The sequence below is a fragment of the Protofrankia sp. BMG5.30 genome (assembly GCF_001983005.1).
In the GTDB taxonomy this organism is placed as follows: Bacteria; Actinomycetota; Actinomycetes; order Frankiales; family Frankiaceae; genus Protofrankia; species Protofrankia coriariae.
The window spans coordinates 1-26,427 of the sequence record NZ_MOME01000013.1 but is presented as its reverse complement, the minus strand read 5'-3'; the positions used below and the strand labels follow the sequence as shown (position 1 = coordinate 26,427).

Below are 26,427 nucleotides of genomic sequence, written 5' to 3'. Positions count from 1 at the left end.
CTCGATACCGGTATCATCTTTCGCTCGGTTCGGTTGACGCCTCCGTGATTGCCATCGCGGAGCGTTTCCGTGTGGGCCGGGTCGCCACTGTCGACCGTCGGCACTTCAGCGTCGTCAGACCGAATCATGTTCCCGCGCTGACGTTACTGCCATAGTGCTTCGCCATCGACGTCCGGCTGTCCGATTATCTGTTGATTGTTCCTTTTTTGGTCGATGCGACGTGAAGTGGCGGTTGTGGGGCCGCGCGTCGAAGATCTGGGAAGTATCCGCGCGTCGCTGGTGGGCACAACGACGACAGCGACGACGAGAGGGGCGGTCCGGGATGGCTGGGGACTTCACGAGGGTCGGCGTGGTGGGGCTCGGCACCATGGGCGCGGGAATCGCCGAGGTGCTGGCGCGCGCCGGTATCGAGGTGGTGGGCGTCGAACACGGCGACAGGGCGCTGGCACGGGGGCTCGGCCGGATCCGCCACTCGACCGACCGGGCGGTCGACGGCGGCAAACTGACCGGAGCCGACCGGGACGCGCTGTTCGCCCGGATCCACGCCGGCACCGACCTGTCGGCGGTGGCGGACTGCCGGCTGGTCATCGAGGCGGTGCCCGAGCGGCTTGAGGACAAGCAGGCGGTCCTCGCCGACCTGGACGCGCTGTGCCCGTCCGGGACCATCATCGCGACGAACACCAGCTCGCTGTCCATCACCGAACTGGCCACCGGGACGTCCCGGTCGTCCCGGGTCGTCGGCACCCACTGGTTCAACCCGGCGCCGGTCATGGGGCTGGTCGAGATCGTCCGTACGGTCGTCACCGACGCCACCGTGCTGGCGGACGTCGAAGCCCTCGTCACGAAGGTCGGCAAGACCGCGGTGATCGCCGCGGACCGGGCCGGTTTCATCGTCGACGCCCTGCTGTTCGGCTACCTCAACAGCGCTGTGGGGATGCTGGAGGCGCACTACGCCACCCGTGAGGACATCGACGCGGCCATGCGCCTGGGCTGCGGGCATCCGATCGGCCCGCTCGCGCTGCTCGACCTGATCGGGCTCGACTCGGCCTACGAGATCCTGGACTCGATCCACCGCACCTCCCACGACCACCTGCACGCTCCGGCGCCGCTGCTGCGGCAGCTGGTCGCGGCCGGGATGCTCGGTCGCAAGACCGGGCGTGGCTTCTACACCTACGCCGCCCCCGACACGTCCGAGATCGTCGACGTGGTGCCGACGGCCGGTACCACGGCTGGCACCGTGACCGGTGCCACGCCCCGGCCGGTGCGCACGGCGGGCATCGTCGGCAGCGGGACGATGGCCGCCGGGATCGTCGAGGTCTGCGCCCGGTACGGCTACGACGTGGTGTTCCACGCCCGCGGCGAGGAGAAGGTCGCCGCTGTCCGCAAGAAGCTGGAAAGCTCGCTCGAGCGGGGCGTCGAGAAGGGGAGGATCTCCCTGGACGACCGGGCCGCCGCCCTGTCCCGGGTGCGGGGCAGCACCGACCTGGCCGCCCTCRCCGGCTGCGACCTCGTCATCGAGGCGGTCGTGGAGGACCTCGCGGTCAAACGTGCCCTGTTCGCGGCCCTCGACGCGGTGGTGCGCCCCGGGGCGGTGCTGGCGACGACCACGTCGTCCCTGCCGGTGATCGAGTGCGCGGCCGCCACCGCCCGCCCGCGGGACGTGGTGGGGATGCACTGGTTCAACCCGGCACAGGTGATGCGGCTGGTGGAGATCGTGCCCACCGTCCTGACCGCGGACGACGTCACCGCCACGGCCTTCGAGGTGGCGCGGGCGGTGGGCAAGCGTCCGGTGCGCTGTGGCGACCGGGCCGGTTTCATCGTCAACGCCCTGCTGTTCCCCTACCTCAACGACGCGGTGAAGATGCTGGCGGACCACTACGCGGACATCGACGCCATCGACACGGCGATGACGGTTGGCTGCGGGCATCCGATGGGGCCGTTCGCGCTCGTCGACGTCGTTGGCCTGGATGTGACGCTTGCCATCCAGCGCGCTCTGTACCAGGAGTTCCGGGAGCCTGGCCACGCTCCGGCTCCGCTGCTCGAACACCTTGTCAGAGCGGGTTATCTCGGCCGCAAGACCCGCCGCGGGTTCCGGATTCACTGATCAGGCATGCCGGTCGTTGGGCGGCTGGGGTGTCGGCACCGTCGCCTACGATGGCGCCGTACGGCGTGATTCGTCACCGACACGCCGGCCCCCGCTGCCGCACCCGGAGGATGCCGCGATGATCCCGCTGGACAAGGATGCCGCCCGGGAGCTGGGCCGCGAGATCGTGACGTTCGTGCCCGACTGCGTGGTGATGCTCAGGAAGGTCCTGGCCGATCCGCGAGTCTCCCAGTCGGCCAAGCTGGAGGCGGCCGGGGCGCTGGCGTATCTGCTGTCCCCGAAGAACCGACTGACGAACCTGATCCCGGTGGTGGGCCAGCTCGACGATGTCGCGATCGTGGCCTTCGCGTTCCGCCGGCTGGAGATCGGCGCGGGTGAGGCCGTGCTGCGGGAGCACTGGCGCGGCAGCGACCGGGCCTTCCAGCTTCTGCTGGGTGCCTCCGCGGCCCTGTCGTCGCCGCGGGGGGTGATCCGTAAGGCGAAGCTGGTGAAGACGATCGCCACGTCGACCGCCAACCGGATCGGCGTTTCCCGGGGTCACACGGCGGGTGGTGCGGACCCACATCGGGTCATCGAAGGTGAGGTCGTCGACCGGACGTCGGCGACGCGCCCACAATGACCCGGAGCCGGTCCCGACGGGCGCGAGCGCAGGGGCGGGCACAGACGCCGCGGGCACCCGTGATCGTCGGATCCGAGACGACCGAACAGCATCCGGACGGCGACTGGGTCGTCCGCCGGGTCAGCGGCGCGGCCGCGTGGAAGCGCTACCGCTGTCCCGGATGTGAGCAGGAGATAGTCCCGGCCACCCCGCACGTGGTGTGTTGGCCTGACGAGCAGGTCGCTGACCGCAGGCACTGGCACACGATCTGCTGGACCCACCGCGGCCGCCGGAATCCGCCGGGCCGGTCGCGGCCGGGCGGCTGATCCGGCCCGGCTCGCGATCCCGGTCCGCATACGGCCGGCGGGCCCGTGCCTCCAGGGCAGGGGCCGGGTCAGGAGCGGACGGCCGTGGGCCGTTCGGCGTCCGCCGGCTCCGGATCCACGCTGGGATCCACGCTGAGGTCCAGGGGGGCCATCGCCGCGGCCAGCCGGTCGCGCAACTGACCGAGCTGGGCGGTCACCTGGTCGCGTTGCCGACCGAGGTCGGCCAGCCGACGCCGCGAGTCGTTCTCGGCCGTTTCGGCTGCCTCACGGGCGTCGGCGACGATCCGCTCCGCCTGCGCCTCCGCGGTAGCGATGGTCTCCTGAGCCTTTGTCTCGGCCTCCCGGACCGTTCGTTCGCGGGTGCGCTGCGCGTCGGCGTGGGTCTGCTGGGCCTCCTCCAGCGCGACCTCGGCTTCCCGGGTCCGTTCGGCGCGGACGAGGGCGGCCTCTTCCTCGGCAAGCTGGAGGATCTTGGTGATCCGCTCGCCGAACTCCTCCCAGGCCGGCCGGTTGGCGGCCAGATCATCACGCAGCGCGGCGGCCTCGGTGGCGGCCTCCGAAGCCGCGGCCTCGGCCGCGGCCCGATGCGACTCGGCTTCCCGCAACTGTTCGACAAGCCAGTTGACGTGCGCTCTGACCTGATGCGGGTCGTAGCCGCGACGAACCAGATCGAACTCCGGCGAGGCATCCCCACCGCCGGACATCGGGATGAGATCGGTTTGTTCGGTCATGGGACATCAGCGTGCCAGACCACTGTCATGGTTGACCTCCTCGGGGCCGGTGAACCGACGTACATCGAGTCTCCCGGAAAGTGCGCCGATCGCCAGGTTTGTGCTCGAGAAACCCGGCGTTGCGGGTACCCGGCATCCAATACCCCTACACCCCGCGGAAGCGGTTGATCTGGGTGAGGTGACGTTCGCGTGTCGCCTGGTCGCGGACGCCGAGGCCTTCCGCGGGAGCGAGGCAGAGCACCCCGACCTTGCCCTGGTGGAGGTTGCGGTGGACGTCGTAGGCGGCCTGCCCGGTCTCGGTCAGCGGATRCACCCGGGAGAGGGTCGGATGGATCAGGCCCTTGGCGATCAGCCGGTTGGCCTCCCAGGCCTCGCGGTAGTTCGCGAAATGCGATCCGATCACGCGCTTGAGGTTCATCCACAGGTAGCGGTTGTCGTAGGAGTGCATGTAGCCGCTGGTGGAGGCGCAGGTCACGATCGTCCCGCCGCGCCGGGCGACGTAGACGGAGGCGCCGAAGGTCTCCCGTCCGGGATGCTCGAAGACGATGTCGGGGTCCTCGCCGCCGGTGAGCTCCCGGATCTTCCGGCCGAACCGCTGCCATTCCTTCGGGTCCTGGTTGTGTTCGTCCTTCCAGAACCGRTAGCCCTCCGCGGCCCGGTCGATCACCAGCTCGGCACCCATCCGGCGGACGATCTCGGCCTTGTGAGCGGAGGAGACGACACAGACCGGGATCGCGCCGCCGCCCAGTGCCATCTGCGTGGCATAGGAGCCGAGTCCGCCGCTGGCACCCCAGATCAGCACCACGTCGCCCTGCTTCATGTTCGCGCCGTTGCGCGACACCAGCTGGCGGTAGGCGGTGGAGTTCACCAGCCCGGGGGCGGCGGCCTCCTCCCAGGTCAGATGCGCGGGTTTCGGCATGAGCTGGTTCGCCTTGACCAGGGCGAGCTCGGCCAGCCCCCCGAAGTTGGTCTCGAAGCCCCAGATGCGCTGCTCCGGGTCGAGCATCGTGTCGTCGTGGCCCTCGGGACGCTCCAGCTCGACCGACAGGCAGTGGGCCACCACCTCGTCGCCGGGCGCCCAGGCGTGCACCCCGGGGCCGGCGCGCAGGACGACTCCGGCGAGGTCGGAGCYGACCACGTGGTATGGCAGGTCGTGGCGTTTGCCGAGCGGGGAGACCCGGCCGTAGCGCTCCAGGAAGCCGAACGTCGGGAGCGGTTCGAAGATCGACGTCCACACGGTGTTGTAGTTGATCGCGGAGGCCATGACCGCGACCAGCGCCTCGCCCGGGCCGAGCTCGGGAGTGGCGACCTCGTCGACGTACAGGGCACGTCGGGGGTCCTTCTCCTGGGAGGTGAGTCCGGCGAAGATGTTGACGTCCGCCTTGCGGACCACCGCCGCCCGGTAGCGCTCGGGTATGCGAAGGTCCGCGAACTCCTTCCGGGGGGTGTCACCGGCAAGAATCGCCTCAGCAATTTCCTTCACGATCGACCTCCCATGCGTCATGTGTGACGTGGGCCAAGATGCTACCGGCGGGTATGCCTAGTAGTCGTCCAGTTAGGGGTGTGCGTAGGGGCCGGAAGCGATACAACGTGAGGTGAGAGCAACCATTGGGGGTGGGAGCGCGTCTGATCTGTTGTGACCGCGCCCATGACAGTCGTGGAGGGGTGGCGGCCCGTRCCTGCGCGGAGCGACGCCGCCCGTAGCGAGGTCGCACGGGACGCCGACGCCGCTCTCACCGTTTTGTACTCGGAACATTACCGGTCGCTTGTCCGTCTCGCCGCTCTCCTGCTCGACGATCTCGGCCTGTGCGAGGAGGTCGTCCAGGACGCCTACATCCGTGTGCACGCGGCCTGGGGCCGTCTGCAGGACCGCGAGAAAGCGCTCGCCTACCTGCGGCAGACCGTCGTCAACCTCGCGCGTTCGACGCTGCGGCGCCGGCTGGTGGYCATCAAGCACGCGCCCAAGCCGATGCCGCACGCGGCCAGCGCGGAGGAGGGCGCCTACGCCCTGGTCGAGCGGGCCGCCGTCGTGCAGGCCCTGCGCGAGCTGCCGCGCCGCCAGCGGGAGGCGGTGGTCCTGCGCTACTATGCCGATCTTTCCGAGGCGGACACCGCGGCGGTCATGCGCTGCAGCGTCGGATCGGTGAAGGCGTACACGTCCCGCGGGCTGGCCGCGCTGGGTAGCAAGCTGGAGGGCCTGCGGTGACCGGGCTCGAACCTGACGAGCTACGCCGGCGCCTTGCCGAGGCGGTCGAACCACTGCAGGCGTCGCCGGACGCGTACGCGCGGATCCGTGCCGGGGCGCTGCGCCGGCGCCGGATGCGGGTGCCGGCTGCGGCCTTCGGCGGGCTGGCGCTGGCGGGTGTGATCGGTGTCGCCTACGTGGTGAGCGAGCCCCGCGACTCCACCACCCTGGTCGAACCGGCCGCGCCGCCGTTGACGCAGACGGCCGGCGCGACGGCCGCACGCACCCCGACCTCGTCGGCCGCCCACGGCGGCGGCGGAGGCGGCCCGGTCCGCGGGACCATCACCGCGCAGCCCTCGTCGCTGTCCACCTCGCCGGTCACGGAAATCAGCCCGCTGCCGTCCTCGAGCGCGACGGCCGGGCGGCCCAGCGTCTCGCCCAGCAACGTCAACTCCCCGCCCCTGCCGCAGCCGGTGTCCCGGCCGGCGAAAAAGGGCGATGTCGACGGCGACGGCACGGACGACACGACGCAACTGTCCGGCAACACCCTCGTGGTCACGCTCAGCCGGTTCGGGCCGGCCACGCTGGCGCTGTCGGAGGTGGTGTCGCCGCCGACCATCTCGATCATCGACATCGACGCCGACGGCTACGGTGAGCTAATCGTCCAGACCGCTGGTAACGCCGACACCAGGACGTTCACCGTGATCAAACTGATCGCGGCCAGACAGCTACGGCAGGTGAGCGGGCCGCCACTGCCGCTGTCGGCAGGTCTCTCGGGCACCCACGGTGACGGCTTCACCTGCGACGGCCCAACACCCGGGACCGTGGTCGTCGCCGGCGGCAACGCTACCGGCAATGCCGCCAGCGACCGGACGTACTCGGTCACGTACACGACGTGGCGTCTGTCCGGCGAGAGCTTCCAGACGGTCGGCTCACCCACGTCCTCAACGGTGGACCTGAACACGACCGCGTCGCCCTTCACCGCCGGCTGCGGGGTTTAGCCCCGGATTTCCGCTTTGCGGAAATCCGGGGACCCCTACCCTCTGGGGTTGGTCGTCGAGGGTGCTTTCCGGATCATCTGGTGATGATCCGGAAAGGTAAGGATCTTGGGGTGTGTTCGCTTTGCGGAAATCCGGGGACGGTGGCGGCGGGAAAAATGTGGGCGGTGGTGGTGGGCGAAAAAGGATGTGGATCCGGTGCTGTCCGAACAGCGGCGGATCCACATCCTTCAGGCCCTTCCGGGGTATTTTGTTCCGTGAGGGTCGTTGTCGGTGGTTCTCGGATCACTCGGCCGTCGTTTTCGGGATTTTCGGTCATCTGGTGACGGCTGACACCAGTGATGGTCGACAACGGGAGCTGCGGCGCTGGTCGGCGGGAGGCCGCCGGGGAAGGGCCCGCGAGATCCGCTGGTCGGGGCCATCATCTGGAGTCGCMAGTTCGCCGGTCGGGGCCACCAGGTGAGGCCACCGGCTGGCCGGTGTGGGGGATCAGCGTCTGGTGGCCTGGACCAGTTCGGTGAGGACGCCGCCGGTGTCCTTCGGGTGTAGGAAGGCGATACTGGCGCCCATGGAGCCGTGCCGGGGTCGTTTGTCGACCAGTCGGACCCCCGTGGCGCCGATCGAGGCCAGCGCATTCTCGACATCGTCGACGCCGTAGCCGATGTGATGGACTCCCTCGCCGTTGCGGGCGAGGAACTTGCCGACCGGCGAGTCCGGTCGGATCGGCTCCAGCAGCTGTACGTAGGAGCTGCCCGCGGGGCCGTCGGCGACGAACAGCATGGCTTCACGCACCCCCTGTTCCTCGTTGATCTCCTGGGACGCTACCGTGAGGCCGAACGTCGTCTCATACCAGGAGATGGACTTCTCCAGGTCACGGACGGCGATGCCGACATGGTCGATTCTGGTGAACATCGCGATCTCTGTCTCTCTTTCGTGGTCGTTGCGGCTGCCAGGATTTTCATGATCATTATGATTACCGTGATCGTCGCGGTGGCGTGGAGGAAGGAGATGTGGGGAGCGCGGAAGTCTCGCCGACATGCCGGCCCATCCTCCTGGGATCGTTCCGGGATGCTGCCACACCTGACCGCCACCGGCGCGGATACGCGGGTTGCCCCTGCTGGCCCGGCATGTTGGTCATGATCACGTTATGGTTACCAAAGACGCTGTCGTACCTGCGGGAGGCCCACTCATGCCTGGTTCCGTCATCGTGGCCGGCGCGCGGACGCCGATCGGCAAACTGTCCGGTTCGCTGAAGAACTTCTCCGCCGTCGAGCTGGGTGGGTTCGCGATCAAAGCCGCGTTGTCACGGGCCGGGATCAGTGGCGACCAGGTCGATTACGTGATCGTTGGGCATGTGATCCAGGCGGGTCAGGGCCAGATCACCTCCCGGCAGGCGGCGGCCAGGGGCGGAATCCCGCTGAGCGTTCCCGCGCTCACCGTGAACAAGGTCTGCCTTTCCGGCCTGGACGCGATCGCRCTGGCCGACACCTACATCGCCAGCGGCGAGTTCGACATCGTCGTCGCCGGTGGGATGGAGTCGATGACACACGGCCCGCACCTGTTGCGGTCCCTGCGCGCGGGCGTCCGCTACGGCAGCGCCGAGCTGGTGGACGCAACCGCATACGACGCTCTGACCTGCGCGTTCGACCAGGTGGCGATGGGGGAGGGCACCGAGCGGGGCAACTCGGTGCGGGGTATCGGCCGGGCCGAACAGGACGAGTTCTCCGCCCGGTCGCACCAGCGTGCCGCCGCCGCGATCAAGAACGGCCTGTTCGACGAGGAGATCGTCCCGGTCGAGGTGCCGCAGCGTCGCGGCGACCCGATACTGATCAGCCAGGACGAGGGCGTTCGCGGTGAGACCACCGCCGACTCGCTGGCGAAGCTGCGTCCCGCCTTCGCCGCCGACGGCACGATCACGGCCGGTTCGGCGTCGCAGATCTCCGACGGCGCCGCGGCCGTCGTGGTCACCAGCCGGGCCAAGGCGGCCGAGCTCGGCCTGCCGGTGCTCGCCGAGGTCGGCCACCACGGTTTCGTCGCTGGTCCGGACCCGTCCCTGCACTCCCAGCCGTCGAACGCGATCCTGGCGGCGCTGCGCAAGGAGGGGCTGACCCCGGCGGACGTGGACCTCTACGAGATCAACGAGGCGTTCGCCGCGGTGGGCATCCAGTCCATGCGCGACCTTGGTATCGGCCCGGACGTCACCAACGTCAACGGGGGCGCGATAGCGCTCGGGCACCCGGTCGGCATGTCCGGTACCCGGATCGCCCTCACGCTCGCCTACGAGCTGCGTCGCCGGGGCGGCGGTATCGGTGCCGCCGGCCTGTGCGGCGGCGGTGGCCAGGGCGACGCGCTCGTGCTGCGCGTCCCGGCGTGAGCTCGACCCCGGTGGCGCTCCCGGCGCCCGGGCCGGTCCGGACGCGCTCCGCAGCCCCGGCCGACCTGGTGGACGCCGCCGTCGCCGGCTCCCCACGGGCGCTCGCCCGGCTGATCTCCCTGGTGGAGGACGCCTCCCCGCAGCTGCGGGAGATCATGGCACTGCTGGCGCCACGCGCCGGGCGGGCGCAGGTGATCGGCCTCACCGGTTCCCCCGGGGTGGGCAAGTCGACCTCGACGTCCGCTCTTGTCGGCGCGTTCCGCGCCCGTGGCCTGCGGGTCGGGGTCCTGGCCATCGACCCGTCGTCCCCGTTCAGCGGCGGCGCGCTGCTCGGGGACCGGGTGCGCATGCAGCAGCACGCCACCGACCCCGGCGTCTACATCCGCTCGCTGGYCTCCCGCGGGCATCTCGGTGGCCTGTCCTGGGCGACCCCGCAGGCGCTGCGCGTGCTGGACGCGGCCGGCTTCGACGTGGTGCTCGTCGAGACGGTGGGGGTGGGCCAGGCCGAGGTCGACATCGCCTCGCTGGCCGACACCACGCTGGTACTGCTGGCGCCGGGGATGGGCGACGGCGTCCAGGCGGCCAAGGCCGGCATCCTGGAGATCGCCGACGTGTTCGTGGTCAACAAGGCCGACCGGGACGGCGCGGAGCACACCTACCGGGAGCTCAAACACATGATCGCCCTGGCCGGGCCGGTCAGCGACCAGCGGTGGCAGCCGCCGGTGGTCAGGACCGTCGCCTCCCGTGCGGAGGGCGTCGACGAGATCGTGGACGCGATCGCCGAACACCGCGCGTGGATGCTCCGGCAGGGTGTGCTGGACGCCCGCCGGCGTCGGCGGGCCGCCGACGAGATCGAACAGATCGCCCTCACCGAGCTGCGGGCCCGCATGGGCGGCCTGCGGGACGCGACCCTGCTGGACGCGCTCGCGGGCGAGGTCGTCGCGGGCACGCTCGACCCCTACACGGCCGCCGAGCGCGTGATCGCCGATGTGACCGGCAGCGGGGCGACCAGCGGCGGGACAGCCGGTACCGGAGCGATCATCGGCTGATTCGGCTGATTCGGCTGATTCGGCTGATTCGGCCGGTTCCCGCCGGGCCGGGTGCCGGGCCGGCGCTACTGGTGCGCGGCCTGGTGCCGTCCGCCGTTGCGCACCGCCAGGTGGCCGGCCGCCGCGATCACCGCGTTGACGTCGAGGGGCGCTCCGACGACACCTACCGCGCCGGCCTGCCGCAGCTTGGTCAGATCCCGCGGGTCGTCGTCCGTGGTGAGGACGACAGCGGGGACCTGCCCGGCGGTGGCGTCCGCCGCGAGCACCCGCAGCAGTTCCTCGACCGGCGCGTCGGGCAGGATCCGGTCCAGCAGCACCAGCGCCGGCCGGGAGCGCCGCACGGCGTCCAGCGCGAGGGCGGCGCGCGGGACGCAGACCGTGTCCGCTCCCAGCGAGCTGCGCAGCACGTGGGTGACCATCGCCCGGGTCGCCGGGTCACCGCTGACGTGCACGACCCGCAGGCGGCTGTCGACCGGCTCCGTCCCCGGCTCTGATCCCGCCGACGGCCGGTCCGTGACGGCCGGCACCGGCGCGAACCCGTCATCGTCGTCCGGGTCGCCGTAGGCGTCGTCGAAACGGACGTCGATGGTGTCCAGGACCACGGCGAACACGCTGCCCACCCGGTAGCGGCTGGCCGCGGTGAGAACGCCGCCCATGGCCGTGACCAGGGCGTGGGACAGCGCCAGCCCCAGCCCACTACCCTCGACGCCGCTCCGTTCGGCTCCGAGCCGTTCAAACGGCCGGAACAGCCTGTTCATGGCCTCTGGGGGCAGGCCGTTGCCGTCGTCCTCGACCTCGATCCGCACCCGGCCCCCGGTGACGGGCACGATCCCGACGCGGACGGTGCCGCCCTCACGGCCGTACTTCAGGGCGTTGCCGACCAGGTTGAGCAGGACCTGCCACAGCCGCCGCCGGTCGGCGTCGGCGACCAGGGGTTCGGCCGGTGAGATGACCCGCCGGATCCCGCGTTGTGCGGCCAGCGGCTCGACCAGCTCGACGACGCCCTGGACGATCTCCAGGACGTTGACGGGCCCCTTGTTGATGTCCCCACGCCCGGCCCGCAGCCGGGCGAGGTCGAGCACGTCGTCGATGAGGGCCTGCATGTGCCGGCCACCGGTGATGATCCGTTCGACGTCGTCGTGCAGCTCCGGCGCCAGCGGCTCGAGCTCCAGCAGCTGGGCGAAGCCGAGGACCGCGTTGAGGGGGGTGCGCAGCTCGTGGCCGAGCCGCGCGACGAACTCGTCCTTCGCCCGGGACTCCCGTTCGGCCGCCTCCCGGGCCCGGACGTCCTCGGTGTCCTGGGCTGCGATCACGAAGCCGCCGTCGGGATCGGCCCGTACCGACAGCAGATAGGGCGCCGGGTTGCCCGCGGTGTCGACGAGATCGACGGTTCCGCGCCACTGGCCGGTACGGCTGAGCGCCCGGGGCACGACATCGCGCAGCCGGACCCGCGAGGACGGCTCCACCACGTCGATCAGGTCCCGTAGATGGATCGTCCCGGCCAGTCGTTCACCGAGAAAGGTCCTCGCGGCCGCGCCCGCGTCGAGGACGCGGCCATCCGCGCCGACGAGTACGACCAGGCTTGTCAGCGCGTCGAGGAGGGTCCGTGGAACCACCTATGCCTCGTCGTCCCGTGCCTCGTCATCCCGGTCATTGCGCATCGTCCACTCCACGGCGGGCAATAGTAGGGCGTGCCGTCGAAGAGCGTTGTCCCGGGTTTGGTCGAGTGTCCGTTTATGCCGTCCCAGGGATGGAACCTGCACAGAAGGTAGCATCCGGCGGCTGGTCGTCGCCAATGCTGGCACACTCACCAATCCCGGCAGGCTCGCCGATACCGGCACGAAGGTGGTGGCAGCCATGGTAGATCTTGAACCATGCTCGTAGCGTTCAGCGTGACCCCGATCGGCACCGGCGAGGACGTCGGCGACCTGGTCGCCGAGGCGGTGCGGGTGGTCCGCGCCAGCGGCCTGCCCAACGAGACGTCGGCGATGTTCACGACGGTCGAGGGGGAGTGGGACGAGGTCATCGACGTCGTGCGCCGGGCGGTCGAGGCCGTGGCCGCGAGGTCCGGACGGGTGAGCCTGGTACTCAAGGCCGACATCCGCCAGGGGGCCACCGACGCGATACACGCCAAGGTCGCCTCGATCGAACGGCGCCTGGCCCAGGAATGACCCAACAGTGACCGCTGCCCGGCCAGGTGGGCCAACCTGGCCGGGTTGGACGGATTTTGTCTGGTCCGTGATGGCTGCCGAGCTGGTTGTGGGCTGGTCGGAGGCGCGATGCTGACCGGCCGTGGGCGCCCGGTACACCGAGGCGCTGTCCGGTTTCGCTGCTCGGATGCAACGATGGAGTCATGCCACGGAGGTCACCCATGTCGTCCGGGCCCCGATCGTCAGGACCAGGGCCCGCCAGATCGCGAAACGCCTCGCCCTCAGATCCACGGCTTTCTGACGAACTCGCCGGCCTCCGCTTCGCCGGCGCGGTCCCGCTCGACCCCAAGCCCGCGCCCACCCGGCCGGCGGCCACCGCCGCGGGTGCGGCGCGAACCGCCCAGGCGGGCCCGGGCGCCCCGGCGCAGCCCGTCGTCGTGGACGTCAGYGAGGCCACGTTCGCCACGGAGGTCCTGCAGCGGTCCATGCAGGTCCCGGTGGTGGTCGACTTCTGGGCCAGCTGGTGCGGCCCGTGCAAGCAGCTCAGCCCCATCCTCGAGCGGCTGGCGGAAGCCGACGGCGGACGCTGGGTCCTCGCCAAGATCGATGTGGACGCGAACCCGCAGCTCGCCCAGGCCGCGGCCGTCCAGGGCATTCCCGCGGTCAAGGCGATCATCGGTGGGCGGATCATCGGTGAGTTCACCGGCGCCCTGCCCGAACGCGAGGTGCGGGCCTGGCTCGACCAGCTGCTCGCGCTCGTCGACGAGGCCACCGACGGCCTGCCCGGCGGGCCGGACGCGGCCGCAGCCGACCCGCACCATGCCGCCGCGCAGGAGGCGCTCGCCCGCGGTGACCTCGACGCCRCCGCGGCGGCCTACCGCGCACGGCTCGCCGAGGCCCCCGGTGACCAGGACGCGGTGCTGGGGCTCTCCCGCGTCGATCTCTTCCAGCGGGTGGCGACGATCGACGCGACCGCGTTGCGCGCCCGGCTGGCGGCCGACCCCGACGACGTCGAGGCGGCCATCATGCTGGCCGACGTCCTGGTCGCCAAGGGCGAGATCGAGACGGGCCTGACCCGGCTGGTCGGCGTCGTCCGGCGGACCACCGGCGACGAGCGGGAACGCGTCCGGGCCCACCTTGTCGGCCTGTTCCAGGCGCTGGGGGACGGCGAGCCGGCGGTCGCCCCGGCCCGCCGAGCCCTCGCCGCCGCCCTGTTCTAGGCATTTTCCGGCGTTCTGGTCCCGGCGTTCCGGGCGTTTTCCATCTGGGTTCCATCTGGTCGAGCGCCCCTCACCGGCCCGGCGAGCCTCGCCGGGCCGGCAGCACGGGGCGTCCGGCCGGCTGGTCGGTCCCGGTCGACCTGTTTCCAGCTGGCCCGTGCCCGTCAGCTGGTCAGTTCTGGGCGGCGCCCTCGTAGCACAGCCACAGGGTGCTCAGGGCGGGCAGGGTGAGCGTCACCGACGCCGGCTGGTTGTGGCGGGTGGCCTCCACGGCGAGCACGGAACCCAGGTTCCCCAGCCCGCTGCCGGCGTACTCGGTGGCGTCGGTGTTGATGAGCTCACGCCAGCGGCCGGCGAACGGCAGTCCGAGCTGGTAGCCGGTGTGGGGGACGCCGGAGAAGTTGGTGACGCAGGCGAGTACCCGCCCGCTCGTCGCGGTACTGGCGGCCGGGCCGCCAGCCGGGCCGCCAGCCGGGTCGGCCGTGGGGTCGGCGGCCCACCGCAGGAACGAGAACACGTTGTTCTCGGCGTCGTTCGCGTCGATCCAGGAGAACCCCTCCGGGGAGATGTCCCGTTCCCAGAGGGCGGGGGTGGCCCGGTAGGCCCCGTTGAGGTCCTTCAGCAGCGTGGCCACACCCCGGTGGTCCGGGTCGTCCAGGTGCCACCAGTCCAGCGACCGGGCCTCGGACCACTCGGCCTCCTGGGCGAACTCCCCGCCCATGAACAGCAGCTGCTTGCCCGGGTGCGCCCACATGTAGCCGTAGAGTGCGCGCAGGTTGGCCAGCTGCTGCCAGCGGTCACCGGGCATCTTGCGCAGCAGCGAGCCCTTCYCGTGCACCACCTCGTCGTGGCTGAGCGGGAGGACGAAGTTCTCCGAGTACGCGTACATCATGGAGAAGGTCATCTGGTGGTGGTGGTACACGCGGAACACCGGCGCCCGGGAGAGGTAGTCGAGCGTGTCGTGCATCCAGCCCATGTTCCACTTGAAACCGAAGCCCAGACCCCCCAGATGTGTCGGGCGGGTCACCCCCGGCCAGGCCGTCGACTCCTCGGCGATCATCATCACGCCCGGGACGCGCCGGTAGACCGTGGCGTTGGTCTCCTGCAGGAACGACACCGCGTCCAGGTTCTCCCGGCCACCGTGGATGTTGGGGATCCACTCGCCCTCGGCCCTGGAGTAGTCCAGGTAGAGCATGGAGGCGACGGCGTCCACCCGCAGCCCGTCGATGTGGAACTCCTCGAACCAGTACACCGCGTTCGCGACCAGGAAGTTGCGCACCTCGGGACGCCCGAAGTCGAACACGTACGTCCCCCAGTCGGGCTGTTCGCCGCGGCGGGGGTCGGGGTGCTCGTACAGCGGGGTGCCGTCGAAGCGGCCCAGCGCCCAGACGTCCCGGGGGAAGTGCGCCGGCACCCAGTCGACGATCACACCGATGCCGGCCTGGTGGAGCTGGTCGACGAGGTAGCGGAAGTCGTCGGGGTCGCCGAACCGCGATGTCGGGGCGTAGTAGGCCGACACCTGGTAGCCCCACGAACCACCGAAGGGATGCTCGGCCACGGGCAGCAGTTCGACGTGGGTGAAGCCCATCTCCCGCACGTGGGCGACGAGCTCGGTGGCGAGCTGGCGGTACGACAACCCTCGACGCCAGGAACCCAGATGCACCTCGTAGACCGAGATCGGCATGGCGTGCCACGCGGTGCGCCTGCGCCGCGCCAGCCACGCTTCGTCACTCCAGGTGTAGTCGGACTCGAAGACGACGCTCGCCGTGGCCGGCGGGTTCTCGGTGTGCAGCGCGAGCGGGTCGGCCTTCTGCCGCCAGACACCGTCGAAGCCGAGGATCTCGTACTTGTACCGGCAGCCGGCGCCGATGCCGGGTACGAACAGCTCCCAGACGCCGGTCGCTCCCAGCGAGCGCATCGGGTAGGCCCGGCCGTCCCAGAAGTCGAAGTCGCCGACCACCCGCACCCCGCGGGCGTTCGGCGCCCACAMGGCGAAACCGACCCCGCTGACCTCGGCGGTGCCGGTGCTGTCCGGGTAGCGGCGCACCCGTGCGCCGAGTGCCTTCCACAGCTGTTCGTGGCGGCCCTCACCGATGAGGTGCAGGTCCATCTCCCCGAGGGTGGGCAGGTGGCGGTAGGGGTCGTCGACGACGTGCGTGGCGTCGCAGTACTGGACCTCCAGCCGGTAGCCGGGAACGGCGCCGGTCGGCAGCGCCACGGCGAACACCCCGGCCGTGTGCAGCCGGGTGCACTCGAACCGCTCGTTCTCGGTGATGACGACCACGCCCACCGCGTCCGGCCGCAGGGCCCGCACGATCGTCCAGTCGCCGTGGGGATGGGCGCCGAGGATGTGATGCGGATCGTGGTGCGAGCCGTTCACCAGCCGCTCAAGTTCGGCGGTGTCGACGAGCAGGGACGGGGGGGACGACGCCGGGGCGTCCTGGCCGCCGGCGTCCCGCTCCGCCCCGCTCTGCCCGGTCGTGCCCCGTTCCGCCCTGTCGTGCTGGGCCGCGGTGTGCTCGCCGCGGTCACGTCCGCCGTCCCGGTAGGCCGTTTCGGGATATCCGCCGCCCTCGGAATACCTGGTGTCATACCTGGCGTCGTCATACCTGGTGTCGTCATATCCGGCGTCGTCGTGGTCGTTGCCCCGGCGGYCGCCGCCGTGTCCGGCCATGGCCATGGCCGGCAGCGGGGAACGGGCGAGCCCGGAGCTGGCGTCACTCGGAGGACCGCTGGCGTCGCGACGACAACTGCCTGGCTGGCCCTCGTCGACTCCACCTGCCGCGCCGTCAGGACCGATCATGGGCAACACGCCATCCTTAGAACGTAGTCATCAGTCCGTGGAGGTCAGCCGTTCGACCGAACCGAGYGGGATCGGCAGCCACGATGGGCGGTGACGGGCCTCGTAGACGACTTCGTACACAGCCTTGTCGAGCTCGAACGCTCGCAACAGGGCAGCTTCCTCGCGTGGGTCGTGCCCRCGGACGCTGGCGTACCCGGCGCAGAAGGCGTCACGGTTGCGAGTCGCCCATTCCTGCGCGCGATATCTGAGTCCGGACTCGTCCTCCCGTTCCACCAACAGCGACCGTTCCAACAACAACGACTGGGCTGCGTAGTCGAATGATCGGAGCATGCCGGCGACATCACGATGGACGGACTGTAGTGCTGTGCGTTCTGCCAGCGGACGTGCCGGTTCGCCCTCGAAGTCGAAGAGTACCCACCCCGAGTCGACCCGTAGCACCTGACCCAGATGGTAGTCGCCGTGCACGCGCTGCAGGGCGACCGGTGACGTCTGACGGGCGAGCTCGTCGTAGGCGGCGCGCAGYCCCGTCTCGAAGGCCCGCAACTGCTCGACGGCCCTGATCGCGGCGTCCAGCCGGCTGTGCATCCCGGTGGCCTGCGCCCGCAGGGTCTCGGCATCGCCGACAGCCGTGGGAAGCGTCTCGGCGATGATGCGGTGCACGTCCGCGGTGGCCGCGCCCAGCCGCTCGGACTCGGCCGCGAAGTCGCCGCCGACCTCGTCGGCGTGCAGGTCCGCCTCCGCGTAGAGGTCCCGGACGCTGGCGAGGGCGAGCCGCCAGCCTTCGGTGCCGCTGCGGAGGAACTCCTGCATGAACGCGAACGTGGTGCGCTGGCCGTCGAGAACACCGTCCAGCCAGGCCAGCGGCCGGGCCACGCTGGGGCTGCCCGCGTCGGCGAGCGCGCGGGTCATCTCCAGATCCGGGTTCGTCCCCGGCCACAGCCGCCGGAAGACCTTCAGGATGTAGGCGTCGCCGTACACGACCGAGGTGTTGGACTGCTCCGCGCCGATCACATGGGCGGGGAAGAGCTCCAACTCCTCCAGCGTGTACGGCACGAGCCCGTCGTGGGCCGTCCGGCCACGGATGAACGCCAGCAGGGCGGCGCTGCCGTCCGGATCGTGCAGCCCGTCGTAGATCAGCCCGTCGGCGGACTTGCCGACGAAGAAGGCCTCGTGCCCGTAGGGCGCGTCCGGCCGCACCACCAGGGGTATCTGGTAGTGGTCGGCCAGCCCGCCGTCGGCATAGCGGACCTCGACGACGAAGTGGTGCAGCAGGTCGGACAGCCGCACGTTGCGGACGACACGCAGGCCGGCCCAGGGCCGGCCCTTGCCGGCGAACCAGCGCTGCCGCGGCAGCCAGGAGGTCAGGAGGGCGACCAGATCAGAATTGCCGCCCACCATCGTCGACCTCCTCGCGCGCCACCATCTGGCGACCATCCTCGGACGTGTACGCCCTACCCTGCCGTATGTCTGACCGGTCGGTACGTCCCGGCCCGTCAGGAGCCCAGTTCCCCCGCCCGAGTGAGCGCGAACCAGTAGTGTCCGTGTCCGGCCAGGGTCAACAGGTACGGCAGTTCCCCGATCGGCGGGAAGCGCACCCCGCCGAGCAGTTCGACCGGCACCATTCCGGTGAACCTGCGGAGGTCGAGCTCCACCGGCTGGGCGAAACGTGACAGGTTGGCCACGCAGAGCACCCGGTCGTCGCCGAACTCCCGGACAAAGGCGAAAACGGACGGATTGGACGCCGGGAACTCCTCGAAACTGCCGAGGCCGAAGACCGGATGCCGCTTACGCACCTCGATCATCCGCCGGGTCCAGGCCAGAAAGGACGTCGGCATCCGCTGCCCGGCCTCGACGTTCAGCGCCTGGTACCCGTACACCGGATCCATGATGGGTGGCAGGTAGAGCCGGGCCGGATCGCTCGTGGAAAAACCGGCATTGCGGTCCGGGGACCACTGCATCGGCGTCCGCACACCGTCCCGGTCACCCAGGTAGATGTTGTCACCCATGCCGATCTCATCGCCGTAGTAGATCACCGGTGAACCGGGCAGCGAGAGCAGCAGCGCGGTGAAGAGCTCCATCTGGTCACGGCTGTTCTCCAGCAGCGGGGCGAGGCGTCGGCGTATCCCGATGTTCGCCTTCATGCGCGGGTCCTTCGCGTACTCGGCGTACATGTAGTCGCGTTCCTCGTCGGTGACCATCTCCAGGGTCAGTTCGTCGTGGTTGCGCAGGAAGATGCCCCACTGGCAGTTCGGCGGGATCGCCGGTGTCTGCGCCAGGATCTCCGAGATGGGGTAACGGGACTCCCGGCGGACAGCCATGAAGATCCGTGGCATCAACGGGAAATGGAACGCCATATGACACTCGTCGTCGTCGCCGAAGTACTGGACGACGTCGGACGGCCACTGGTTCGCCTCGGCCAGCAGCACCCGGTCGGCGTATTTCGCGTCGAACTCCTTGCGGATTCGACGCAGATATTCGTGGGTCTCCGGCAGGTTCTCGCCGTTGGTTTCCTCCCGTACGTAGAGGTACGGGACGGCGTCCAGCCGGAATCCGTCGATACCGAGGTCCAGCCAGAAGCGCAGCACCTCGATCATGGCTTCCTGGACGTCCGGATTATCATAGTTGAGGTCGGGCTGGTGGGAGAAGAAACGGTGCCAGTAGTACTGGCCGCGCACCGGGTCCCAGGTCCAGTTCGACTTCTCCGTGTCGACGAAGATGATCCGGGCGTCGAGGAACTTCTGGTCCGTGTCCGACCACACGTAGAAGTCGCCGTATGGGCCGTCCGGGTCGCTGCGGGAGGCCAGGAACCACGGGTGCTGGTCGGAGGTGTGGTTCATGACCAGGTCCGCGATGATCCGGATGCCTCGGCGGTGGGCCTCGTCCACCAGGTTGACGAAGTCCCCGAGGTCGCCGAACTCCGGAAGAATCTGGAAGTAGTCGGAGATGTCGTACCCGCCGTCCCGCAGCGGTGATTCGTAGATCGGCAGCAGCCACAGGCAGTCGACCCCGAGCCAGCTCAGGTAGTCGAGTTTGCCGGTGAGCCCGCGCAGGTCGCCCGTGCCGTCGCCGTTGGAGTCGGCAAAGCCGCGGATGAGGACCTCGTAGAAGACCGCCCGCTTGAACCACAGCGGGTCGCGGGACAGTTCGTCGGCCGACGGTGGCCTGGCGTCGCCGGCCGACGGCCCGCTTTCGGTGCTCCTGCTTTCGGTGCTCCTGGTGTCCCCGGCGCCTCTGGCTCCCTCGGCGCCCCTGTCGTCCTCGGTGGTTCCGGTGTCCCTGGCACTCATGCCCTGCGCCGGACGTCGAGGATGTGAGCTGGTTCCGTCACCGGGTCCAGCCGGACGTAATTCTCTTGCCCCCACGTGTAGTCAGCCCCGCTGATCTCGTCGTGAACGTCGAATGTCTCCCGCCACTCGAGACCGAGGGCGGGCATGTCGAGACGGACGGTCGTCTCCCGGGTGTTGTGCGGATCCAGGTTGACGACGACCAGGATGCAGTCGTCGCCCGCTGCCCCCCCGGAGCGCTTGGAGAAGACGAGGAAATCGTCGCCATCGGCATGGTGAAAACGAAGGTTGCGCAGCCAGTGCAGCGCCGGATGTTCCCTGCGTATCCGGTTCAGCCTGGCAAGATATGGTGCGAGCGAGCGTCCGGCGTTTTCAGCGCCGGCCCAGTCCCGTGGTCGGTACTGGTATTTCTCGGAGTCCAGGTACTCCTCGCTGCCGGCTCGTACGGGAGCGTTCTCGAACAGCTCGTAACCCGCGTAGACTCCCCACGACGGCGACATCATCGATGCCAGCACCGCGCGAATCCTGAATGCCGCCTCACCGCCCTCCTGCAGGTAGCCGGGCAGAATGTCGGGGGTGTTGACGAAGAAGTTGGGACGCATGTAGTGTGCGGTTTCGAGCAGCTCCCGGCCGTATGWCTCCAGCTCCGACTTCGTGTTGMGCCAGGTGAAATAGGTGTATGACTGGGTGAAACCGACCTGCGCCAGCGCCCGCATCATGGGCGGCCGGGTGAACGCCTCGGACAGGAAGAGCACGTCCGGCTCGACCGACTTCACCTCGGCGATGAGCCACTCCCAGAACTGGACCGGCTTGGTGTGGGGATTGTCGACCCGGAATATCCGTACCCCGTGCGAGGTCCAGTACCTGACCACGCGCAGCACCTCGTGGTAGAGCCCGACCGGGTCGCTGTCGAAGTTGAGCGGGTAGATGTCCTGGTACTTCTTCGGCGGGTTCTCCGCGTACGCGATGGAGCCGTCGCTGCGCACGGTGAACCATTCCGGGTGGACCTTGGCCCAYGGGTGGTCGGGCGCGCACTGCAGGGCCAGGTCGAGGGCGATCTCCATGCCCAGGGCACGGGCCCTGGCGACGAAGTCGTYGAAGTCGTCGATCGTCCCCAGGTCCGGGTGGACGGCGTCATGGCCGCCGGCGTCACTGCCGATCGCCCACGGCGAGCCCGGGTCGTCGGGGCCCGTGACCAGGGTGTTGTTCGGGCCCTTGCGGTTGACCTCGCCGATGGGGTGGATCGGCGGCAGGTAGACCACGTCGAAACCCATCGCGGCGACGGCGGGCAACCGCTCGGCCGCGGTCGCGAACGTGCCCGACCGCGGCGGGTGCAGGCTCGCTCCCTCGGAACGGGGAAAGAACTCGTACCAGCTTCCGAACAGGGCCCGGGGCCGGTCCACCCAGATCCGGTACAGGGGCGAGCGGGTGATGAGCTCCCGCAGCGGGCACCGGGTGAGCAGGTCGACCAGCGCCGGGTCGCACGCCGCCGCGATCCGCGCGCGCGGATCCGTCAGTGTGTCGTCGCGCAGGACGTCGACGGCGTGCCGGACCGCCGCCCGCCGGCCTTCGGGGATCCCGGGCAGGGCGCGCAGCAGGAGCCGGGCGCCGTCCTCGAAGTCCACCGACAGTTCGTCCGTGCTCTGGCCGGCGGCCGTCTTGACCTCGGCAGCGTGCCGCCAGGTGGCCACCGGGTCGGCCCACGCCTCGACGCGGAAGCCCCACAGGCCCTCCGAATCGACCCGGACCTCGGCTTCGTAACGATCGGTGCCCGCTGTGACCTGCCGCATCCGGGTGAACGGGTTCCCGCGACCGTCCGGACCTGACAGTGCCACGTTGGCACCGATCAGATCATGCCCGTCACGGAATACCGTCGCGGCGACGGTGAGGGTCTCACCCTCGACTGCCCGCGACGGCCACTGCCCACAGGATACGGCGGGGCTGACGTCAGAGATGACAACCCGGCCTATGGAACGTCCGATCATCGCCGCGACCTTATCCAGGTGAACCACCCCTTGATAGTCGGCCTCTCCTGTACCGATTGGTGGCGCCCCAACGTGAACAGCGTGGGACCACCAGGTGGGGACGTGTTGGGGATACGGAGGTACTCCGCCGGGGGAGGGGGATGTCGGCATCGGATCGAAGTCTCCACGTTGATGCGCGTTCGCGGCCGGACCCGGTGCCGGGCGCGTGCTGGTCCGTCATCGGTCCCGCTCCGGGATACCCGGGCCCGCCGGGCTCACGCGGGTGGGGCGCCACCTGCTCGGCGCGCTTCGCCGACGCCCGCCCGCACACGCCGCGCCGGCGGTCGCCAGCTGCCCCGGGGGGCCGTCCCGGACGGGCCCGCGCGTGCGTCCGGGAACCCTGGAGAGGTCCCGTTCGTCCCGCAGAACACAGGCCCCATAACCCCACGTCGCCGTGGGCATGCGTGATCGAGTCCAGTAGGCTGCGTCGCGTTCGGTGCGGGGGGCGGCCAGGGCCCCGAAATACAGCAACAGCCCCGATCGCAATGACAGCAGGAGGAGCAAGTGGGAGTCAGCCTCAGTAAGGGCGGAAACGTTTCGCTGACCAAGGAGGCACCCGGTCTGACCAACATCGTCGTCGGTCTCGGCTGGGATGTCCGCAGCACGACCGGTGCTGATTTCGATCTTGATGCGAGCGCGATTGCCCTCAGATCCGATGGCAAGGTCCTCTCGGACAGCCACTTCGTCTTCTTCAACAATCTCAAGAGCCCGGACGGCGCCATCGAGCATCAGGGCGACAACCTCACCGGTGAGGGAGAAGGTGACGATGAAGCGATCAACGTGAGCCTCGCCAGTCTGCCCGCGGAGGTCGACAAGGTGGTGTTTCCGGTTTCGATCTATGACGCGGATGCACGCCAGCAGAACTTCGGTCAGGTCCGCAATGCGTTCATCAGGATCGTGAACGGGGTGGGGAGCGCCGAGATCGCGCGTTACGATCTCACCGAGGACGCCTCCACCGAAACTGCGATGGTCTTCGGTGAAGTGTACCGGCACGGCGCCGAGTGGAAGTTCCGGGCTGTCGGCCAGGGTTATGCGTCCGGGCTTGCCGGAATCGCCCGGGACTACGGAGTCAATGTCTGATCCCTCCGCGTCGACGCCCGGCCGTCGTGGCTGGCCGGCCCGGGCCGGGTGAAGCGGACCGGGAGCGCCGGTGCCACCGCGCCCGGTGAGCCGCGGGCGGGTCGTTGGATGCCTGGTGACGGCCCGCGCCCGGTGCCGGACGCCGATGGTCCCGGTTTGACCGTTACCCGGTGGTGTCGGCCCGGCCGGTTACGATGCCCGGGGTCGCGGTCTACGGCCGGGTGGCCCCCGCAGTTGCGCGGGCGTGGTCAGGGCATGGTTACGACCTGGGCCGCGCCCGCTCCGGGTCGACGTGCGGTTGATGTGATGCCTCGATGCTCCGGACCGGGGTCGAGGCGCGGTGGGTGGTGCTCCCGGTGCCGCGCCAGACCCGGTCCGGAGGAAGGTTGCCTGTCCTCGTGCATGCACTGCGAATTTTTGGTTGGTCGCTGGCGATCACCGTGGCCGGTGTCGCGCTGGCCGGTGTGCTCGGCGGCCCGAAGACGGCCGCAATCGTCGCCATCCTGGCCGTGCTGGAGATAAGCCTGTCGTTCGACAACGCGGTCATCAACGCCACGATCCTGCGCCGGATGAACGAGTTCTGGCAGCGGATATTCCTCACCGTCGGCATCCTGATCGCCGTATTCGGGATGCGCCTGGTGTTCCCGATCGTCATCGTCGCGCTCACCGCCCATCTCGGCCCCATCGAGGTCTTCGACCTCGCGTTGAACAACCCGGACGAGTACGCGGCCCGGCTGCACGACGCGCATCCGGCCATCGCCGCCTTCGGTGGCATCTTCCTCTTCATGATCTTCCTGGATTTCATGTTCGACCCCGAACGTGACGTCCAGTGGCTCCGCTGGATCGAGGAGCCGCTGCGCAGGGCGGGGCACCTCGACGTGCTGTCGGTCGTGGTCGGGCTCATCGCGCTGCTCATCGTCGCCGAGGCGTTCTCCGGTGACGCGATCCAGCAGGTGCTCACGGCCGGTGTCGCCGGTATCGCCACCTATCTGGGCGTGCGTGGTCTCGGTGAGTTCTTCGAGGCGCGTGGTGTGGGAGCCGACGACGATGACGCGGAGGAGGCCGAGAAGGACACCGGCGACGCCACCGCGGTGGTGCCCGCGGGAGCCGCGTCCGCGGCGGAGGCGACCGGCGGTAAAGGCGGTCCCAACGCGCTGGTCCTCGCGTCGGGAAAGGCCGCGTTCTTCCTGTTCCTGTATCTGGAGGTGCTGGACGCGTCGTTCTCCTTCGACGGCGTGGTAGGTGCTTTCGCGATCACGCAGGAGATCTTCGTCATCGCGGCCGGGCTCGGTATCGGCGCCATGTACATCCGGTCGATCACCGTCTACCTCGTCCGCAAGGGCACCCTGCAGGAGTACGTCTACCTGGAGCACGGAGCCCACTACGCCATCGGTGCGCTCGCGGTGATCCTCGCCATCAGCATCGAGACCGAGGTCCCGGAGATCATCACTGGTCTCGTCGGCGTCGGGTTCATCGGAGTTGCCCTGATCTCCTCCCTCCTGCGCCGGAACAAGGAGCGGGGTGCCGGTGCGGATGAGGGCGACGGCCCGGACGAACGGCAGCGTGAGATCGTTACTGCCCGTTCATGACAGTCGTGCGTCCATGGACAGCGCCGTCCATGGACGGTGGCGTTCAGGACAGCGAAGATCCTTGACCGTGTACGTRCCACCACCAGTACGTGCCACCACCACGGGGGGGTTCGCGGCGATCCGGCAACAGGCCGTCCGGCTTGCTGACACGACCACCACAAGGGAGCGGAACATGTCCATCGACTACACCAAGCGATCTACCGACTCATCCGCCGACTCGTCGTCCGGCTCATCCGCCGGCTCGCCGTCCGGCACGCCCGGGGTGTCGCTGAACAAGGTGACCCTGACCAAGAGCTCGCCCTCGGTCTCCCTGAGCAAGCAGGGTGGCGGCGGGCGGCTGCACGTCAACCTCAACTGGAACGCCCAGGGCGCGGCGGGTGCCGGCGGCCGGGGCGGCCTCCTCAAGCGGGTGCTGAGCGCCGGGCAGGGCGGGATCGACCTCGATCTGGCCAGCCTGTACGAGCTCGCCGACGGCCGTAAAGGGGTCGTGCAGGCGCTCGGTAACGCGTTCGGCTCCTTCGAGACACCCCCGTACGTCCAGCTCGACGCCGACGACCGTACCGGTGCCTCCACCGGTGGGGAGAACCTGTTCGTCAACCTCGCCCACGTCTCGGAGATCCGCCGTCTGCTGATCTTCGCTTTCATCTATTCCGGCGTCCCGAACTTCGACCAGGCCGGCGCGGTGGTGACCCTCACCCCGGCGCGGGGCGCGCCCATCGAGGTCCGGCTGGACGAGCGGGCCGGTAGCGCCCGGATGTGCGCGATCGCGCTGCTGACCAACCAGGGCGGCAACGACCTCATCGTGAACAGGGAGGTGCGCTATGTCGGCGGCCACCAGGAGCTTGACCGGGCCTTCGGCTGGGGTCTGAACTGGACTCCGGGACGTAAGTAGGCGCATATAGACAGCAAACGGTCAACAGGGCCGGGATCAGGGGGGCGAGGGGATGTGGCTGCGCGCGGCCGGGGAGTGGAAGCGGCGGTGACCCGGCCGGTGCCGGTACCGCCCGCGGACGGTGGGCCTGCTTCGACATCCCGACTACGGCACGGGTCGGTGGCCGATACGCCACATCCGGTGCCGCCGGGTGACAACGGCGACGAGGCAGACCCGGGGGAGATCGTGGCCGRCGCAGGAGAGGCCGGGGACGCCGGACGTGACGCCCCGCCGGCCGACCTCCCACCGGTGGAACCGGTCGTGACCGTCGTCGCAGAGCAGCCCCCGACACGGCCCCCCGCGGCTGGTGCCACCGGCAGGCCCGCTGGCGGGCAGGGCGTTGCCAGCGGGCCCGTCGACACCGTCACCGACAGCGCTGTCACCGATAGCGCTGTCACCGACGGCACTGTCGCCGATGCGACCGTCGCCGAGGAGAAGGCCGCGGCCGAGGACGAGGTTCCCGCCGACGAGAACGAGGTTCCCGCCGAGAACGCCGTCATCGACGGCAGCGCCGATGGTTCCGCGGCCGCCGCCGTCGCCGTCCGCCTGGACGACCTGGCCCGGCGGGTCGAGGAACTGGCCAGGCTCCGGCGTCACGACGCCGACCTGGTGGATCGCCTGCACGCCGAGAACACCCGGTTGCGGGCGGGCGAGCTGACCGAGGCGATGTCGCCGTTGCTGCGGGGCCTGATGCGGCTGCACGACCAGATGACGAGCCTGGGCGCGGACGACGGCCAGAGCGTCGCCGGTATCCTGCGTACGCAGTTGTTGCAGATCATGGATGTCGCCGTGGACGTCCGCCCGTACACCGCGGTCGTGGGCATGCCCTTCGATCCGGCCCGGCACGTCGGCGTACGCCGTATCGGTACGGACGACGCCAAGCGCGACCGGACGATCGCCCGAACCGTCAAACCCGGGTTCGTCCGTGGTGAGTCGATCGTGGTGCGTCCAGCCGAGGTGGAGGTCTTTCGGGCACACTAG

20 protein-coding genes and 1 pseudogene are annotated in these 26,427 nt (G+C 69.7%); 13 read left to right on the top strand and 8 right to left on the bottom strand.

Translation table 11 applies throughout. The features are described 5' to 3' along the window. Positions 1-17: 17 nt before the first annotated feature. From BL254_RS29305 to BL254_RS08135, 3 genes and pseudogenes are all read left to right on the top strand, one after another. Positions 18-155 (top strand): annotated as a pseudogene (locus tag BL254_RS29305) (VapC toxin family PIN domain ribonuclease); the annotation flags it as partial. A gap of 167 nt (positions 156-322) precedes the next feature. Continuing rightward, positions 323-2,104 carry a 3-hydroxyacyl-CoA dehydrogenase family protein gene (locus BL254_RS08140; protein WP_076842976.1) on the top strand — a complete coding sequence of 594 codons (1,782 nt, stop codon included), beginning with the start codon at positions 323-325 and terminating at the stop codon, positions 2,102-2,104. Between the two features lie 118 nt (positions 2,105-2,222). Then, positions 2,223-2,723: a YkvA family protein gene (locus BL254_RS08135; protein ID WP_047221713.1), complete on the top strand. Its 501-nt coding sequence runs from the start codon at positions 2,223-2,225 to the stop codon at positions 2,721-2,723. 373 nt (positions 2,724-3,096) lie between these two features. On the opposite strand, the gene BL254_RS08125 is transcribed toward BL254_RS08135, so the two are convergent. Both BL254_RS08125 and ccrA read right to left on the bottom strand, forming a co-directional pair. Beyond that, entirely contained in the window at positions 3,097-3,759 is a 663-nt protein-coding gene (locus BL254_RS08125; protein ID WP_076842975.1) for a sugar-binding protein, read from the bottom strand. 145 nt (positions 3,760-3,904) lie between these two features. Further along, positions 3,905-5,242 carry a crotonyl-CoA carboxylase/reductase gene (gene ccrA, locus BL254_RS08120; RefSeq protein WP_076842974.1) on the bottom strand — a complete coding sequence of 446 codons (1,338 nt, stop codon included), beginning with the start codon at positions 5,240-5,242 and terminating at the stop codon, positions 3,905-3,907. Positions 5,243-5,407: 165 nt separating this feature from the next. On the opposite strand from ccrA, the gene BL254_RS08115 reads away from it, so the two are divergent. Together BL254_RS08115 and BL254_RS08110 are read left to right on the top strand one after the other, a co-directional pair. Next, a complete protein-coding gene (locus tag BL254_RS08115; protein WP_076842973.1) occupies positions 5,408-5,965 on the top strand; it encodes a SigE family RNA polymerase sigma factor in 558 nt (185 codons plus the stop codon). Then, complete coding sequence (locus tag BL254_RS08110) at positions 5,962-6,945, top strand: hypothetical protein (protein ID WP_076842972.1); 984 nt, start codon at positions 5,962-5,964, stop codon at positions 6,943-6,945. The genes BL254_RS08115 and BL254_RS08110 overlap by 4 nt, the downstream gene beginning before the upstream one ends. Positions 6,946-7,431: 486 nt before the next feature. On the opposite strand, the gene mce is transcribed toward BL254_RS08110, so the two are convergent. Beyond that, on the bottom strand, positions 7,432-7,854 hold the full coding sequence (mce, locus tag BL254_RS08105; RefSeq protein WP_047221648.1) for a methylmalonyl-CoA epimerase: 423 nt from the start codon (positions 7,852-7,854) through the stop codon (positions 7,432-7,434). Positions 7,855-8,131: 277 nt separating this feature from the next. Between mce and BL254_RS08100 the strand changes: the two genes are divergently transcribed. Beyond that, a complete protein-coding gene (locus tag BL254_RS08100; protein ID WP_047221649.1) occupies positions 8,132-9,316 on the top strand; it encodes an acetyl-CoA C-acetyltransferase in 1,185 nt (394 codons plus the stop codon). 11 nt (positions 9,317-9,327) lie between these two features. Beyond that, positions 9,328-10,365: a methylmalonyl Co-A mutase-associated GTPase MeaB gene (meaB, locus tag BL254_RS08095; protein WP_076843056.1), complete on the top strand. Its 1,038-nt coding sequence runs from the start codon at positions 9,328-9,330 to the stop codon at positions 10,363-10,365. Between the two features lie 65 nt (positions 10,366-10,430). Here the strand turns inward: meaB and BL254_RS08090 are convergent, their stop codons facing one another. Continuing rightward, the gene (locus tag BL254_RS08090; RefSeq protein WP_047221650.1) at positions 10,431-11,981 is read right to left on the bottom strand and encodes a hybrid sensor histidine kinase/response regulator; all 1,551 of its coding nucleotides are present in this window, start codon (positions 11,979-11,981) and stop codon (positions 10,431-10,433) included. 258 nt (positions 11,982-12,239) lie between these two features. Between BL254_RS08090 and BL254_RS08085 the strand changes: the two genes are divergently transcribed. Continuing rightward, the gene (locus BL254_RS08085; protein WP_047221651.1) at positions 12,240-12,536 is read left to right on the top strand and encodes an MTH1187 family thiamine-binding protein; all 297 of its coding nucleotides are present in this window, start codon (positions 12,240-12,242) and stop codon (positions 12,534-12,536) included. A 200-nt stretch (positions 12,537-12,736) separates the two neighbouring features. Beyond that, positions 12,737-13,735 (top strand): tetratricopeptide repeat protein, encoded by a 999-nt coding sequence (locus tag BL254_RS08080; RefSeq protein ID WP_076842971.1) that lies wholly within the window; start codon positions 12,737-12,739, stop codon positions 13,733-13,735. 172 nt (positions 13,736-13,907) lie between these two features. Here BL254_RS08080 and glgB read toward each other — a convergent pair whose 3' ends face one another. From glgB to BL254_RS08060, 4 genes are all read right to left on the bottom strand, one after another. Further along, complete coding sequence (gene glgB, locus BL254_RS08075; RefSeq protein ID WP_254857910.1) at positions 13,908-16,538, bottom strand: 1,4-alpha-glucan branching protein GlgB; 2,631 nt, start codon at positions 16,536-16,538, stop codon at positions 13,908-13,910. A gap of 30 nt (positions 16,539-16,568) precedes the next feature. Next, entirely contained in the window at positions 16,569-17,936 is a 1,368-nt protein-coding gene (locus BL254_RS08070; RefSeq protein WP_047221652.1) for a maltokinase N-terminal cap-like domain-containing protein, read from the bottom strand. A gap of 95 nt (positions 17,937-18,031) precedes the next feature. Further along, positions 18,032-19,825, bottom strand: a complete 1,794-nt coding sequence (gene treS, locus BL254_RS08065) for a maltose alpha-D-glucosyltransferase (protein WP_076842970.1) — start codon at positions 19,823-19,825, stop codon at positions 18,032-18,034. Continuing rightward, positions 19,822-21,807, bottom strand: a complete 1,986-nt coding sequence (locus tag BL254_RS08060) for an alpha-1,4-glucan--maltose-1-phosphate maltosyltransferase (protein ID WP_076843054.1) — start codon at positions 21,805-21,807, stop codon at positions 19,822-19,824. The genes treS and BL254_RS08060 overlap by 4 nt, the downstream gene beginning before the upstream one ends. A gap of 543 nt (positions 21,808-22,350) precedes the next feature. Here BL254_RS08060 and BL254_RS08055 point away from each other — a divergent pair. From BL254_RS08055 to grpE, 4 genes are all read left to right on the top strand, one after another. After that, a complete protein-coding gene (locus BL254_RS08055; RefSeq protein WP_047221654.1) occupies positions 22,351-22,926 on the top strand; it encodes a TerD family protein in 576 nt (191 codons plus the stop codon). A gap of 398 nt (positions 22,927-23,324) precedes the next feature. Further along, the gene (locus tag BL254_RS08050) at positions 23,325-24,515 is read left to right on the top strand and encodes a DUF475 domain-containing protein (RefSeq protein ID WP_047221718.1); all 1,191 of its coding nucleotides are present in this window, start codon (positions 23,325-23,327) and stop codon (positions 24,513-24,515) included. A gap of 172 nt (positions 24,516-24,687) precedes the next feature. Then, positions 24,688-25,407: a Tellurium resistance gene (locus tag BL254_RS08045; RefSeq protein ID WP_047221719.1), complete on the top strand. Its 720-nt coding sequence runs from the start codon at positions 24,688-24,690 to the stop codon at positions 25,405-25,407. 159 nt (positions 25,408-25,566) lie between these two features. Continuing rightward, positions 25,567-26,427 (top strand): nucleotide exchange factor GrpE, encoded by an 861-nt coding sequence (gene grpE, locus BL254_RS26915; RefSeq protein ID WP_254857908.1) that lies wholly within the window; start codon positions 25,567-25,569, stop codon positions 26,425-26,427.